The sequence below is a fragment of the Gardnerella sp. 26-12 genome, from assembly GCF_001660745.1.
Taxonomy (GTDB): Bacteria; Actinomycetota; Actinomycetes; order Actinomycetales; family Bifidobacteriaceae; genus Bifidobacterium; species Bifidobacterium swidsinskii.
Map to the genome: position 1 here is coordinate 1 of NZ_LWSR01000028.1, position 14,879 is coordinate 14,879.

Annotated in this window: 14 protein-coding genes and 1 tRNA gene; 3 read left to right on the top strand and 12 right to left on the bottom strand. The window is 42.3% G+C overall.

Annotation, left to right across the window (positions count from 1 at the left end; translation table 11 throughout):
- Nucleotides 1–57 precede the first annotated feature (57 nt).
- Nucleotides 58–681: a 50S ribosomal protein L25/general stress protein Ctc gene (locus A5295_RS02595; RefSeq protein ID WP_064621621.1), complete on the bottom strand. Its 624-nt coding sequence runs from the start codon at nt 679–681 to the stop codon at nt 58–60.
- A gap of 326 nt (nt 682–1,007) precedes the next feature.
- On the opposite strand from A5295_RS02595, the gene A5295_RS02600 reads away from it, so the two are divergent.
- Entirely contained in the window at nt 1,008–3,056 is a 2,049-nt protein-coding gene (locus A5295_RS02600; protein WP_004108746.1) for a long-chain fatty acid--CoA ligase, read from the top strand.
- Nucleotides 3,057–3,236: 180 nt separating this feature from the next.
- Here the strand turns inward: A5295_RS02600 and era are convergent, their stop codons facing one another.
- The 6 genes from era to A5295_RS02630 all read right to left on the bottom strand — a co-directional run bounded on the left by era (nt 3,237) and on the right by A5295_RS02630 (nt 8,875).
- Complete coding sequence (gene era, locus A5295_RS02605) at nt 3,237–4,298, bottom strand: GTPase Era (RefSeq protein WP_064621622.1); 1,062 nt, start codon at nt 4,296–4,298, stop codon at nt 3,237–3,239.
- Between the two features lie 22 nt (nt 4,299–4,320).
- Entirely contained in the window at nt 4,321–5,820 is a 1,500-nt protein-coding gene (locus tag A5295_RS02610) for a hemolysin family protein (protein ID WP_064621623.1), read from the bottom strand.
- Between the two features lie 20 nt (nt 5,821–5,840).
- Entirely contained in the window at nt 5,841–6,401 is a 561-nt protein-coding gene (gene ybeY / locus A5295_RS02615) for an rRNA maturation RNase YbeY (RefSeq protein ID WP_064340645.1), read from the bottom strand.
- A 3-nt stretch (nt 6,402–6,404) separates the two neighbouring features.
- Nucleotides 6,405–7,598 (bottom strand): PhoH family protein, encoded by a 1,194-nt coding sequence (locus A5295_RS02620; RefSeq protein WP_064621624.1) that lies wholly within the window; start codon nt 7,596–7,598, stop codon nt 6,405–6,407.
- 3 nt (nt 7,599–7,601) lie between these two features.
- Nucleotides 7,602–7,964 carry a histidine triad nucleotide-binding protein gene (locus tag A5295_RS02625; protein ID WP_004108733.1) on the bottom strand — a complete coding sequence of 121 codons (363 nt, stop codon included), beginning with the start codon at nt 7,962–7,964 and terminating at the stop codon, nt 7,602–7,604.
- A gap of 113 nt (nt 7,965–8,077) precedes the next feature.
- Nucleotides 8,078–8,875: a 16S rRNA (uracil(1498)-N(3))-methyltransferase gene (locus A5295_RS02630; protein WP_064621625.1), complete on the bottom strand. Its 798-nt coding sequence runs from the start codon at nt 8,873–8,875 to the stop codon at nt 8,078–8,080.
- 94 nt (nt 8,876–8,969) lie between these two features.
- On the opposite strand from A5295_RS02630, the gene A5295_RS02635 reads away from it, so the two are divergent.
- Nucleotides 8,970–10,064, top strand: a complete 1,095-nt coding sequence (locus A5295_RS02635; protein WP_064621626.1) for a succinate dehydrogenase/fumarate reductase iron-sulfur subunit — start codon at nt 8,970–8,972, stop codon at nt 10,062–10,064.
- Nucleotide 10,065: 1 nt separating this feature from the next.
- Here A5295_RS02635 and A5295_RS02640 read toward each other — a convergent pair whose 3' ends face one another.
- The 5 genes from A5295_RS02640 to A5295_RS02660 form a co-directional block, all read right to left on the bottom strand.
- On the bottom strand, nt 10,066–10,869 hold the full coding sequence (locus tag A5295_RS02640; RefSeq protein ID WP_064621627.1) for a TIGR00730 family Rossman fold protein: 804 nt from the start codon (nt 10,867–10,869) through the stop codon (nt 10,066–10,068).
- Between the two features lie 52 nt (nt 10,870–10,921).
- Nucleotides 10,922–12,181, bottom strand: a complete 1,260-nt coding sequence (locus tag A5295_RS02645) for a Na+/H+ antiporter NhaA (RefSeq protein ID WP_064621628.1) — start codon at nt 12,179–12,181, stop codon at nt 10,922–10,924.
- Nucleotides 12,182–12,348: 167 nt separating this feature from the next.
- Nucleotides 12,349–12,422 (bottom strand) — tRNA-Arg (locus A5295_RS02650).
- A gap of 152 nt (nt 12,423–12,574) precedes the next feature.
- The gene (locus tag A5295_RS02655; protein ID WP_004108705.1) at nt 12,575–13,249 is read right to left on the bottom strand and encodes an ATP-dependent Clp protease proteolytic subunit; all 675 of its coding nucleotides are present in this window, start codon (nt 13,247–13,249) and stop codon (nt 12,575–12,577) included.
- Between the two features lie 2 nt (nt 13,250–13,251).
- Nucleotides 13,252–13,863, bottom strand: a complete 612-nt coding sequence (locus tag A5295_RS02660; protein ID WP_004108703.1) for an ATP-dependent Clp protease proteolytic subunit — start codon at nt 13,861–13,863, stop codon at nt 13,252–13,254.
- Between the two features lie 214 nt (nt 13,864–14,077).
- Between A5295_RS02660 and A5295_RS02665 the strand changes: the two genes are divergently transcribed.
- On the top strand, nt 14,078–14,879 hold an 802-nt coding region (locus A5295_RS02665), incomplete at its 3' end, for a hypothetical protein (protein WP_064621629.1).

Below are 14,879 nucleotides of genomic sequence, written 5' to 3' on the forward strand. Positions count from 1 at the left end.
GACTTATGCGGCTTAAAATTTTAAACTATTTTATAATCTATAAGTAAATACGTTAACTTACTTTTCTTCTGCAGCAGGAGCAGCAGCTGGAGCGGCGGCAGCAGCATCTGCAGCAGGAGCAGCAGCTTCGGCTGTAGCAGCATCTTCAGGAACAGTGACGCTCACAACGGATTCTTCACCATCCATATCGAGCTCAACACCCTCAGGAAGCTTGACATCCTTAGCAAACACCTTGATGCCGTCGGTCAAACCATCAACGTTAACAACCAAACGCTCTGGCAAGTTAGCAACGTCTGCGCGAACCTTGAGCTCCTGGACATCCACGAATGCAACTGCAGCACCCTTTGGAGTGCCTTCAACGAAGACTGGAACTTCAACGTCAATCTTTTCGCCAGCCTTAACTTCGTAGAAGTCAATGTGTTCTACAATGCGCTTAACAGGGTTACGCTGAACATCCTTAACAACTGCAATGCGAGATTCCTCGCCAAACTTAATAGTGAACAAAGCATTAGCATGACGCAAAGCCAAAGTGGTTTCGCGCATTGGAAGAGTAACATGCACTGGTTCAGCACCGCCAGCATAAAGGCTTGCTGGAATCAGCTGAGCTACGCGCAAACGACGAGCAACACCCTTACCAAACTCAGTGCGCAATTCGCCTTCAAGAGTAATTTTTGTAGCCATATCGGTCTCCTTATGGTCTGGATAGTTTAGTTTGTTAATCCAGCTTCAGGCGCACCGACGCGCCGAAAACCATAAGAGGCTATCAGCCCAGTCGATAACGGAACTCTGCCACAAAGCTAGCGGCACATTCCCTCGCCAAAGCAACTTTGTTATTCTAACGACAGGCTACGACTTATGGCAAATACAAAATTATTACTAATCAAATCGAATATAACTGCTACTTGAGCATACGAACGATTATTATAGTTAATAGTATGAAAGTGCATAGCATGATACTATGATGTGCGCTTAATCCGCAAGCCGTTTGGCATAATGAAGGAGCAAATGTGTCCGTTTTTAATGCACTCCAACAGCAAGCGTTTAATCTTGCCCGTAAAGCATTGCGTATTGGCAGTAACTTCGCGCACCCAGTCAGCGATGACCGTGCAGGCGAACCAGACTACCTTAATACGGATCAAGAAAACACAAATACTTTACTTTCACAAAAGCAACGCCTTCCACACGTAGAAGAGTGGGGCGCGCAAATGCCAACAACGACGTTTATCGATCCGAAAACAGGCTTGCTGACCACAAAAACCGAAAGCGCAGCACCTCTTGACGAAGGCACAAGCATTTATGACTTATACGCAGATCGCGCAGCACGTATGGGCGACGATCCTCTTTACACTTATAAAGAAAACGATAAGTGGGTCACAAAAACAGCTAATCAGTTCCTTCAAGAAGTACGCGATGCTGCAAAAGGTTTGATGCACTACGGATTGCGCAAAGGCGACGCCGTTGCCCTTATGTGCAAAACATCATATGAGTGGGACGTCACCGACGCAGCAGTTATGGCTTGTGGTGGTGTTCTTGCAACTATTTATGACACGGATTCAGCTGAGCAAATTCGCAATATTGTGAATAATTCCGACTCGCGTTTCCTTATTGTTGAAACAACTGACATGCGAGATAAAGCTGATGGAGCTATTGAAGAATGCCCAAGCTTGGAACGCATTATTTGCATTGAAACAGGCGGTTTAGCAGAACTTCAAGCTTTCGGATACGCTGTTAGCGATGAGGAACTAGATGCTCGCATTGATTCTGTAAAGAAAACAGACTTGTGCTCTATTGTTTACACTTCTGGTTCCACAGCTGCACCTAAAGGCGTGGAAATGACTCACGAACACTATTGCACTACAGCGTTGAATTTGCCTGTTTACTTGCCAAATTTGCTTAGCGAAAAAGACGGTTCTGTGCTTTTGTTCCTTCCTCAAGCACACTCTTTTGCAAGAGCAATTAACTATATTGTTGTTGCAAGTACATTGCGCATTTATATTGCTCAAGGTATTCCTACTTTGATTTCTGATTTGCAAGTTGCAAAACCTACGGTTATGATCGTTGTCCCTCGAGTTCTTGAGAAGGTTTATAACGCAGCTTCGCAGAAGGCTGGTCACGGTGCTAAAGGCTTGGCTTTCCAGGGTGCTGTTGTGACGGCTCAACAGTATATGAAGGAAGTTCAGGAATTTGGTGATGCTAAAGCTCTTACTAAAGCTCGCCGCACTGCTTACGATCCGCTTGTTTATCGTCCACTTCGCCAAGCTCTTGGCGGTCGCGCACGCTGGATTGTTGCAGGTGGAGCTCCTCTAGATCCTGAATTGCTTTCATTCTTCCGCGGAGCAGGAGTTCCTGTCTACGAAGGTTATGGTCTTACAGAAACTACTGCACCATGCGCGTTTACTCCTATTGGAGTTCCATTCCGAGAAGGTTCTGTTGGCATTGCATTCCCAGCTTTTACTTTGCGAATCGCATCCGACGGCGAAGTTCAAATTAAAGGCACTTGCGTATTCCATAAGTATCACAAAAACGATGAAGCAACAGAAACTTCATTTACTAAAGATGGATGGTATGCAACAGGCGATTTGGGACGAATTGACGACGATGGCATGCTTTATATTACCGGACGTAAGAAGGATTTGATCATTACTGCTGGCGGTAAGAATGTTGCTCCTGGACCTATTGAAGAGATGATTAAGAGATGCGAACTTGTGTCTCAAGCTCTCGTTCTTGGAGATAAGCGTCCGTTTATTTCTGCACTTGTTACTTTAGACGAAGAAACTTTACGAAATTGGCTTAAACTCAAGGGTCTTGACGCTACTATGAGCATGGAAGAGGCTGCTAATAATGCTGTCGTTCGTGCTGAAGTGCAAAAATTTATAGATCTTGCCAACGAAGGCGTGTCACGCGCAGAATCTGTGCGAAAGTTCATTATTTTGCCAGAAGAGTTTACGCAAGAAAACGGCTTAATGACTGCGTCTATGAAGATTATTCGTCCACGAGTTATTAAGCGCTACACTACTTTACTTAATACACAAATGTATACGACGCGCAAAAAGTAGTTTGTTTAAATTAACTTAACTAAGTGCATATCGCAAAACCGCGGCTTAACTTGTTTTATTCAACTTGCTCGCCGCGGCTTTGCATTAATTTACGACAATTTTGTGCAAACACATTAGGCTTAAGGCACAATAAAATTAAGTAATTGTCCAATAATATCGAAATAAGCAAAATATGCTCTACTAGAACCCTAAACGCTCAAGCTTCTTAGGGTCGCTCTGCCATCCTTTTGCAACTTTCACATGCAATTCAAGCACAGCTTTTGTTCCAGTAATACGATTTACCGCCGTGCGCAAACGCTTCTTTACGCGCACTAAATGCTCCGCACGATGACCAATAATAATCGGCTTTTGAGAATCACGCTCAACATAAACAGATACAAGCACATGCGCTTTATTGTCATCATATTGAGTATCTTCGCCATCCCCCGGATACACAATATCGTCAACTACAACAGCTAAAGAATGAGGCAACTCGTCGTCCAACTCTTCCAAAAATGCGCCGCGAATAAGCTCCGAAATCATGCTTTCTGGGCTTTCCTCACTAAGCTGATCCGCCGGATACATTTGCGGACCTTCCGGCAAGTTCTGAATCAAAACATTCTTAACTTCGTCAACATTGTCGCGTTCCAACGCACTCACAGGCACAATATCCGTAAAATCGGCAAACTGCTGAATTTGAAGCAAATGCGCAACTAACTCGCTGCGGCTAAGCGTATCGATTTTCGTAACAATACCGATAAGCGGAACTTTCCAAGTCCAATTGCCCTTCTCATCTTTTTTAGCAAAATCAGAACGAAGTCGACTCAGAATTCGCCTATCCCCAGGACCAATCTCCTGGTCTGCTGGAAGCAAAAATGCAATCGCGTCAACATCTGAAAGTGACTCGTCAACAATATCGTTCAAACGCTGACCAAGAAGCGTACGAGGACGGTGAATACCAGGAGTATCAACCAACACCATTTGTGCATTATCGGTAGTAACAATCCCTCGAATAGCTTTACGCGTAGTTTCCGGACGAGACGACGCAATAGCAATTTGCGTACCAATAAGAGCATTCATAAGCGTAGACTTACCAACGTTTGGTCTACCAACTACAGCTACGAAACCGGAACGATAACCGTGAAAATCAGGAGTAGAAATCGTTGCGCGAGTTGAAGCGTCTAGATTTGCAAACATCTCGTCGTCAAAGTCATCAGTGTCATCGAAGTCATCAGTATCGTCAAAGTTGTTAATATTATTCACGTTATTCTTACCGTCCAGTTCTTTATTTCAGCATATTCGTTTGTTTCATAGTACTAGCTTGCTTCAAAGCATTGGTTTGTTTGCTTTCAGCAGATTTTTCGGAAGAGCTAATGTCATTTTGATTATCCTTAGACTCTTCCAAAACTTGCGCATCTCGTTCTACTAAAATAGTAGATACTTTCTTTCGCCTACCAGCTGAATCTACAGCAGTTAATTTTAGTCCTCTTGTAACAGCACTGGAACCAACAATCGGCACATTGCCAATCAACTTCGTAAGCAAACCAAACACAGTATCCACATCGTCTTCGTCAATATGAACTTCAAAAATATCTTCCAAATCTGCGATTGACGTTCGAGCAGGCATCTTCCACACACCGTCACGTATTTCTTCCGGATCTGCATGCTGAGTGCGATCGTGCTCATCTTCCAACTCGCCAACAATTTGCTCAATAGCATCCTCAATAGTAACCAAGCCTGCAATACCGCCGTATTCGTCAACCACTACTGCCACATGCTGGCGAATTCGTTGCATTTCATGGAATAAATCGTCAACCGGCTTCGACTCAGGAACAAGCATAGGGTCTCGGCTAATTGTTTCAATTGCTCTAGAAGATGCTGCAGGATTAAACACAGTAGCGCGTACAGCATCCTTCAAATAAGCAACGCCTACTAAATCATCTACAGAATCTCCAATGACGGGAACTCGAGAAAATCCTGAACGAGAGCATAATTTAAGGAAATTTTCCAGCGTTTCGTCACTTTTTACGCAAATCATATCAGTTCTAGGCACCATTATTTCGCGAGTCAAAGTATCTGAAAGCGTGAGCACATTGCGCATCATTTCAGAAACTTCCGGATCGAAATCATTCGCTTCAACAAGTCGGTCAATACTCGCCTTTGCTTGATCCAGCTGAATATCTTCCAAAGCTTCATCATCTGAAAGATCAACATGCTTTTTCCTAGAAGTGACGTCAACATCGCTAGCAATATGCACTAAAGGATTAATCGCAATAGCAATAGACACAATGCGAGAAAGCCGTATCAACTTTGCTACAGGTTGAGCCGCACCAACCGAACGTGGACGAACAAGAATAGAAATCACAGCTACAACTACTGAAACAACAACACCAATAATAAGAGTTACCCATAAAGGCGAGCCGAAAAATGCAGCTAAAGAAGCAAACAAAACTCCATCTAAAACGTTACATAGCACACGCACAAAAGCACATGCTCCAGAAGTTGTATAACGGTCAGCAATCAGTTTTTTTACACGATGGATTCTAGCAATTCGACGCATACGCACTATGGCACTAGTTTCATCATCATGCGTTTGCGCTTCAATCATAAGATTATTTAAGCTTGCACGAGTAACTCTAGGCAATGCCCCTTCTGCAGCAGCCATAGCAAGCGAAAGCCATACAAGCAGCATTGCCAGCATAAGCAATGCGGCTAAACCAATCCAGACATGCAACGGCAATTGCGGAACTGATATGCTAGAAAATATTCGTTTAATATATTCCATAATTATGCTCTTAATGCGCTTTAATGCTGTTTTTTATTTTTATTTTTGACGCTACTCGCTTCATGCTCAGCATCGTAACGCTCAAGCTCGTTTACTGCACCTTCTGGCAAAGTTGCATCATACAATTCTCCAGATCGAGCAGCGAAAAAAGTAAGCATTAGTTGACGTTGCAAACCAAACATTTGCTTTTCTTCTTCCGGAGTAGTGTGATCGTAGCCAAGCAAATGCAAAATACCGTGAATAGTTAGCAACAACATTTCTTCCATAGTACTATGCCCAGCTGCGAGCGCCTGCTGTTGAGCAACCCACGGGCAAATCACCAAGTCTCCAAGCATTCCTTCAGAAACTTTTTCATCGCTTCCAGGAGTAAGTTCGTCCATTGGGAAACTCATAACATCCGTTGGGCCTTCTAGGTTCATCCAACGTTCATGCAAACAGGCAATTGGCTCTGGATCAACAAAAGTAATTGATAAATCCGAATGCGTACTTACTTTCATTTGTTGAAGAACCCACATTCCAAGATCTGAGAAGATTTTAGCGTCAATATTCCACACTGTTTCATTCATGACTTCAATGCTCATGATTTATCCGTTATTCCTCTCAGTAGATTCTTTAGTACGTTCACGTTTTTTACGCTCAAGCATTGCATCGTAATTTTCGTATGCTTCCACAATACGACCAACCAAAGCATGACGCACAACGTCTTCTGCTTGCAAATGCACAAAAGCAATATCTTTAACTTCGCCCAAAATCTTCTCGATAGAAACAAGACCAGAACGTACAACTGCTAAATCAACCTGCGTGCTATCTCCTGTAATCACCATGGTTGTATTAAAACCAAGTCGAGTCAGGAACATTTTTAATTGCTGAACAGTCGCATTTTGCGCTTCATCAAGAATAACAAAAGCATCGTTTAATGTGCGCCCTCGCATATAAGCAAGAGGAGCAACTTCAACAACATTCTCGTCAAGATAGCGTTTTAGTTGTGCAGATCCAAGCATATCAGAAAGTGCATCATAGAGTGGACGCAAATATGGATCAACCTTATCGTTTAAAGTACCAGGCAAGAATCCTAAGTTTTCGCCAGCTTCAACAGCAGGACGAGTAAGAACAATTCTGCGGACTCTTCCATCTTCCAATGCACGAACAGCTTTAGCAACTGCTAAATACGTTTTTCCAGTGCCAGCAGGACCAATCCCAAACGTTACAATATTGCAATCCATTGCTTGCACGTACGCTGTTTGTCCAGCAGTTTTTGCGCGAACAGGATTTCCTCCAGCAAACGTAATCACGCCTTTACTCATTCGAGCTCTTCTACTCATAGCACGGCGATGCGCTTCTTCACTAGAAGGCAACAGCTCACTTGAATCTCTTGAAAACTCATTTTCAGTGCGCGAAACAGAATTATTAATTACATACGACGAAGAAGTAATACTATTCCCAAGCACTCCACCATCATGACCGATACGGTTTATACGCACATTGTGTTCACCGTTATGCAAAATATCACGCTCAAGCATGCGTCTTACTTCGTACGCATCCATAGGTTGTTCGTAAGCCGCATCAATCATGCGTCTAAACGCATACTCAGCTTTAGCTGCATCTTCATCTGCTCTAGCTGAACGAGCAACAATTTGAACATCTTTGCCTCGCACAGTAATATCTGCTTCTGGAAAAGCATGTTCTACTTCACGCAAACCAGCATCTGCAGCACCTAAAACTGCAACCGAGCTTAATTCGCTAGGAATTTGCACAAAACGCGTAGTACTTTTCGTCACGGTTTACAAGCTACCTTCTACAAGTTTTTCGCCAGTCAATACGTGAGCATGAACATGAAACACTGTTTGACCAGCATCAATACCAGTATTAAATACGAGTCGATAATCACCGTTGAATTCATCATCAGCAATTTTTTGCGCAACACCAGCAATATGAGCCAAAGTTTCAGGAGCCTTACTAGCAAGCTCAGCAACATTCTTATAGTGATTGCGCGGCACAATCAGCACATGCACTTTTGCTTGCGGATTAATATCTTTAAAAGCAACTACCGAATCGTCTTCATAAACTCTGCTGCTCGGTATTTCTCCAGCAACAATTTTACAAAAAATGCAATCAGCATCAGTATTGTAAGTGATACCACTCATGGTTTCTCCCCTATTTGTTACTAAATGAAATCAATGCCTTAAGCTAAAAAGCAATCGACATGCTTCTTACTATTTTACACAATTATGAGCACTTTTAGATACGATTTATGCGATTATTCGTAACGTCCTAAAGCGCGCGAAAGAAGAGAAAGAGCTACAGGGCCTGCAGTAGATGCACGAAGAATATTACTGCCTAAAACGCAGCTTTTAGCACCAGCATCAATAAACATTGACACTTCATCGTCACTAATACCGCCTTCTGGCCCAACCAAAACGTAAACAGTGCGCTCTTTACCATCCTCCAAACAGCGCTCGCTAAGAGTATTTACTGCTTGTTCTATTTGATTCCAGCAATCAGTTGCGTCTTGATGCAATACAATTACGAGATTTCCGTAAACGCACGCACGCCTACATATTGCCACTATTTGCTTGCTTGAAACACATTCTTGAAGTTCAGGCATCCATGCGCGACGAGATTGCTCTGTAGCAGACTGTAAAACTTGGCTCCAACGCTTATCTGTGCGACCAGGTTTCCACTTTGCAATTGAATGATCCGCACACCAAGGGATTACTTCATCCACGCCAATTTGCGTAGCCATATCAATTGCTTGCTCATCGTGCCCTGTTTTTGCCAAAGCTTGAACAAGCGCAAGTCTAGTCATGCGAGGAGCTTCCCTAGTAAATGCTTCTACACAAACCAAGCCGTTTTCTACATCCGTCACCTTTGCGTGAATGCGCAAGCCTTTGCCGTCAGAAAGTTGCAAAGCATCGCCTTCTGATAACCGCATGGCGGATATAGCGTGACGTTTTACTTGAGATGGAAGCGCAATCGTCCACCCTTCTTCGATTCCTTCTGCAAGCACAGGAGCATTATCGTGATCAGTATCAAGCAAAAATAAAGCGTCAGTCATAGTTCAAGCCTAACGTGAGGATGCGCCAAGTACTAAAAAATGTTTCTGTGCAAGTATTGTGGCAAACTAGAACAGTACGTATTGGAGGTTTGCAATGAGTAATGAGCTTGGTGATAACACTGCGCTTGTTACTTTGCGTATTTCACGTTTTACTCCATTTGATAAATCTGAAGATAATTCAAACAGTAAACAGACGGAGCACAAGCGCAGAGAAAGTCCTTTTGCGCGCAGGAAGCGCAGTAATCCTTTCGCAAAACTAGATTCTTCAGAAAATAACATAAACAATTCTTCAGAATCTAGTGAATCCAGAATATCTAGTAAATCCAGTGAATCTTCCGGACCTTACGAATCTTCTCCAAAACGAATTCAAGGTAAGCATTGGGTTCAAGATTACAGTTTACGCGTTCATTCTACTGACACTATTCTTGACTGTTTACTAGCTATTAAACGCACAATCGACCCAACTTTAGCTTTCCGCTACTCATGCGGTCACGGCGTTTGCGGTTCTGACGCTGCAAACGTAAATGGCATGCCAACCTTACTATGCAGTGCAACTATTGGCGCAAACGCACGTCCTGAAAGCACAAATAGCGTGCAATCTCGAGGCTTTAGAAAAACTGGAACTACTAACAGCTCCTCACAGTCGGAAAAATCGCTAACTTTACAGCAAAAATCTAAAGAAACTACCACTTTGCAAAATGGCACTTTTGGTGTTATTGAGCTTGCTCCACTTTCAGGATTTGCAGTTCAGCGAGATCTTATTTGCGATATTTCGCCTATGATTTCGCAAATAAAACGCTTAGAACCTTATTTGCAAGCCTCTAACGTTTCTACTAGAAATACTGAAGGGAAACTCCAGCTTATTGAGTTTTTGCAACACCCTGAGGAACTTAAAAAATTTGAGCTTTTGAGCAATTGCATTATGTGCGGTGCTTGCGAAGGAATTTGCCCAATTTATGCAGGCGGAGAAGCCTTTATTGGGCCTGCAGCATTGGTTAACGCGGCTCGTTTTATTTACGATTCCAGAGACAATGCAACAGAGCATCGCCTTGATCTAATAGACAGCAGTGACGGTATTAGCGCATGCCAGTCAGTTAGAGCATGTTCAAGACAATGCCCTCGCGGAATTGATATTGGCGAAGAAATTTGGCAGCTTACAACGCTTGTAAACGAACGCAAAAACTCTTAGATTATTCAATTCCAGATGCTATGCGCACCGCCTCTATTGGGTCGTCTGTAACAGCAAACAAGTGCGGATCGAGCGAAGAAATAAAACCTCGTTGAGTTACTGTAGACTTCAGCCAGTCAATCAAACCATTCCAGTACGAAGTACCAAAAAGAACAACAGGCACGCGCGCAACCTTATGCGTTTGCACTAAAGTCAAAGCTTCAAACATTTCATCCATTGTGCCAAAACCGCCAGGGCACACAATAATTCCAGAAGAATATTTCATAAACATTGTTTTGCGTACGAAAAAATACCGAAATTGCATGCCAAGATTAATCCACTTATTCAAACCCTGCTCATGAGGAAGCTCAATCCCCAATCCTACAGACGTACCACCAGCTTCTGCAGCACCACGGTTTGCAGCTTCCATAATTCCAGGACCGCCACCTGTAATAACAGCAAAACCACGTATTGCAAGCTCTGAACCCATAGTGCGCGCTAAAGAATACTCGGGATCGTTTTCTTTTATTCGAGCAGAACCAAAAATACTAACAGCTTTACCTAACGATGCAAGCGCGTCAAAACCATCAACAAACTCAGCTTGAATACGAAGCGCACGCCACGGATCCGCACTACGCCAATCCCATCTTTTATCTACTTCTACACCAACTCCAGAAACAAGCTGCTGATTGTTATCGTTACGAAGAAGCGTTTCTGTAGTGCTCTCCTTAGGAATCATAGAACCGCGCATTACAACAGAACCACGATGATACGTGTTATTCCAAGGTGAAACATCTACTGAAAAATCCTCTTTACTATTAGACATAATTACTCCATTAGAAACTTACTTGCAAAGATGTTAAGAATAATAATTGAAATTAGTCTTCAACTTCATCTAATTCTTCTTCCATATGCTTTGATTGCATAGAAAGTAAGAATCCAGAAACTCCTGCAGCAATAATAGAAGCAACAAGAACACCAAAACGTGCTTCAGCAGACAAATCTGCGTCAGAATACGCAAGAGAAGCAATAAGAAGAGAAACAGTGAAACCAATTCCACAGGCACATGCTGTAGGCATTAAGTCTACTACTCGAAGACCATCAGGAACTTTCAAGCCCAGAACACGCTTTGATATCCAAGCAGTTACCATAATTCCAACAGGTTTACCAACAACAAGAGCAATAGTGATAGCAATCAAAATTGGCGAGAAGAACAACTCCCAAGTCAATGTTTCAAAATGCACTCCTGTAGCAAAAAGAGCGAAAATTGGAAGAGCCAGCAGCGCAGAAACAGGCTGAATTTTTTCACGATAGCGTTCAGCACGAAGCGTTTGTTCACCATGAACTAAATGCGCCGGAGTTAGCAAACCCACCATTACTCCAGCTAAAGTTGGATGCACACCAGCTTCATACATCATAATCCATGCCATAATTCCTACTATTACAACCAACGGCCACGGAACACGCTTTAAACGCACTAAAGTAGTCCAAACCAAACCACAAGCAACTACTCCAGCAAACCAATACCATGCGTTAAGAGACGAGAAGAACACAGCAATAAGTGCTATTCCAAGCAAATCGTCTACTGTAGCAAGAGTCATAAGAAATGCGCGCAAAGCATGTGGCAAAGTTTTTGCAAATAAAGCAAGAACAGCAAGAGAGAAAGCTATATCCGTTGCCGTAGGTATTGCCCACCCGTCACGAACCATATCAAGCGAAGGTAAAGCGCCAGAAGTAAGACGCATAATCTCCTGCCCGGCATGCAATTCAGAAAATACAGTTACCGTAGCAACAAACAGTAAAGGAGGTACAATCATTCCACCAACAGCACAAATCATTGGCATTGCAGCTGCACGAGGATCAGAAAGCGAACCAGCAATAAGTTCGTGTTTTAAATCTAAGCCAACTGACAGGAAGAAAATAGTAAGCACGCCGTCTTGCACCCAATGACCAATTGACATATGTATATTCGTCCACGGAATGCCTACATGAGTATGCGATATGGCTTCAAATATTGGCGCTGTTAAAGGAATGTTTGCAAGCAATAAGCCAGTAAGAGCAAAACCAAGCATAATTAATCCAGAAATTCGCTCATTATTTGCAATATTGCAAGCTATTCTCCAACTGCGTCGTATCATATTGTAAATATTTCCTCCACTAAATGCATTTATAGCATTTATAGCGTTTATAACGTTTTATAGTGCAAAATATGTGATTCGCACTTTCAAGTATAACTGAGAGGCATAAACCGAGCTAGTTGCATACGAATAAAAAAACGCGGAGCAAAAGCTTCGCGTTTTGTTTGTGCGCCAGACAGGATTCGAACCTGCAACCTTCTGATCCGTAGTCAGATGCTCTAATCCGTTGGGCTACTGGCGCATGTTTCCAGCCTCAAGAACCATGTCCTTGTTTCCGGCAACTTGACTAATATACAACCATCTGCACTAAAACACAAACCCCGGCGTGTCGACCGGGGTTTGTTGTTAAAAATACTGATATTGATAAATATCCGCTAAGTTGTAAAGATTGAATTATGCTCTACGCTCAAGCACTTCGTCAACCATTCCATAAGCTTTGGCTTCTGAAGCAGTCAAAATAGTATCAACTTCAATATCTTTACGAATACGCTCAATATCTTGACCAGTATGTTTTGCAAGCGTTGATTCTAACCAAGAACGCAAACGCAACATTTCCTTAGCCTGAAGCTCAATTTCAGTAGCTTTACCAAAATCTTGGCCCATTGCAGGCTGATGAATAAGCACACGCGCATTTGGTAAAATCATGCGCTTACCAGCAGCTCCAGCAGCAAGAATAATAGCAGCAGCAGAAGCAGCCTGACCCAAGCAAACAGTTTGAACATCTGGATTAATGTACTGCATGGTGTCATAAATCGCAGTCATAGCAGTCATCGAACCACCAGGTGAATTAATGTACATCATCACATCGCGATCAGAATCCATGCTCTCTAAAACAAGCAACTGAGCCATAATGTCATCAGCAGAAGTGTCATCTACTTGCACACCCATGAAAATAATGCGATCTTCAAACAACTTAGTGTAAGGATCCTGAGTTTTCATGCCGTATGGAGTTTGCTCGCCAAACTGAGGCAATACGTAACGATTAGTAATGCGCTGAGCAGAAGTAACACCGCCAAAACCAGCTAAACGCTCGGCACGCGCAACAAACTTTGCTTCTTCACTTGCCATAATTACTCCTCACCGCGCATAGAAGCAGGAGTGGTCACAATCTTATCTACGAAACCATACTCCAAAGCTTGCTGAGCTGTAAACCAGTGATCGTATTCATTATCTCGGTAAATTTCCTCTACCGTATGACCAGTCTGCTTTGCAGTCAATTCAGAAAGCGTTTTTTTCATATCCATAATAAGCTCTGCATTAATTCGTACATCTGTAGCAGTACCACCGACACCGCCAGAAGGTTGATGCATAAGCACACGCGCATGCGAGGTAATATAACGCTTACCAGGAGTGCCAGAACTAAGCAAGAACTGACCCATAGATGCAGCCATGCCAACAGCAATAGTCGCAACATCTGGCTCAATTAATTGCATAGTATCGTAAATTGCCATACCAGCAGTAATTGAACCTCCAGGCGAATTAATATACAGCCAAATATCCTTCTTAGGGTCTTCCGCAGCAAGCATTAACATTTGTGCGCAAATAACATTGGCATTCTCGTCTTTTACTTCAGATCCCAACCAAATAATGCGATCTTTTAGCAATCGATTAAAAATAGAATCAGTTGATGTAGACGCTTCAGCCTGTTCCATCACAGGAGAAGCTGTAAAAAGCTCAGTCACTATATCTCCTTGTTACCACGTAATTATTTCTACACTACCTTGTGCGCATGACCACATAGAAAATATTGCGAATATGATTTGAATCGAATGTTTTACACCAAATTTCTAGAATTTTATTCATATCAACAGATGWAATTTTTACTTATTATCCTACACTAGTATGCATTATTGAGTATATTTTTATCGGATTATCAATTCATTATAAGGAGTAATTATGGATTCTAACCAATTGCCAGATAACAACTACTCGCCTGCTCCGATGCCAAATAACGAGTATCCAAATAATGGTTACCAAAATAATACATACCCAAATAATGTAAATCCAAATAACGGATACCCAAACAATGGTTATGAAAACAATGAGTATCAAAACAACGTATACCCAAATAACGGATACCCAAATAACGGATACCAGAACAACAATTACCCTAATAATGTAAATCTAAATAATGGTTACCAACCAAACGTATATCAGAATAATCAACAACCAGTCAACAACTATCCTGCAAACGCTTATCCAAATGCAACAAATACAAGTGCTCATAAGTCAAAATACACTTGGCTTATTGTTGTCATAGTAGTAGCAATAGTTGCAGTAGGTGGCTACGTAATTTCAAAACCACATTACAATTCAACTAATCTTAAGCCACATTACAATTGCTCTGCACCTAAAAGCGCAAATATTGAAGAATACGTACATTGCCATTCAGAAGAAGCTAAAAAACTCACTAATGGATTTAATGATGCCACTAGCAGCTCACCATTCAACATAACGTTTGCCACTAAAGGTGATCAGCTCAATATAAATGCAAAGTTCAAAAAGCACCTATCTGATTTAGAAATTACAGCGTTAAAGACTGGAATGCAAACATACGGCGATAGCCTCTCGAACTTGATGCCACAATCAGCATCGGATGAAATGAAAGAAAAAATTATTGCACCAGTGCGCATACATTTCTCCTTCTCAAACGATGATGGAACTTTTATTGCAGATAAAGAATTCAGTTCTAATAATT

Excerpts from the sequence above, each read along its gene's own strand:
- A5295_RS02595 (WP_064621621.1), bottom strand. The coding sequence starts at position 681 with ATGGCTACAAAAATTACTCTTGAAGGCGAATTGCGCACTGAGTTTGGT.
- A5295_RS02610 (WP_064621623.1), bottom strand. The coding sequence starts at position 5,820 with ATGGAATATATTAAACGAATATTTTCTAGCATATCAGTTCCGCAATTG.
- ybeY (WP_064340645.1), bottom strand. The coding sequence starts at position 6,401 with ATGAGCATTGAAGTCATGAATGAAACAGTGTGGAATATTGACGCTAAA.
- A5295_RS02625 (WP_004108733.1), bottom strand. The coding sequence starts at position 7,964 with ATGAGTGGTATCACTTACAATACTGATGCTGATTGCATTTTTTGTAAA.
- A5295_RS02630 (WP_064621625.1), bottom strand. The coding sequence starts at position 8,875 with ATGACTGACGCTTTATTTTTGCTTGATACTGATCACGATAATGCTCCT.
- A5295_RS02635 (WP_064621626.1), top strand. The coding sequence starts at position 8,970 with ATGAGTAATGAGCTTGGTGATAACACTGCGCTTGTTACTTTGCGTATT.
- A5295_RS02640 (WP_064621627.1), bottom strand. The coding sequence starts at position 10,869 with ATGTCTAATAGTAAAGAGGATTTTTCAGTAGATGTTTCACCTTGGAAT.
- A5295_RS02645 (WP_064621628.1), bottom strand. The coding sequence starts at position 12,181 with ATGATACGACGCAGTTGGAGAATAGCTTGCAATATTGCAAATAATGAG.
- A5295_RS02655 (WP_004108705.1), bottom strand. The coding sequence starts at position 13,249 with ATGGCAAGTGAAGAAGCAAAGTTTGTTGCGCGTGCCGAGCGTTTAGCT.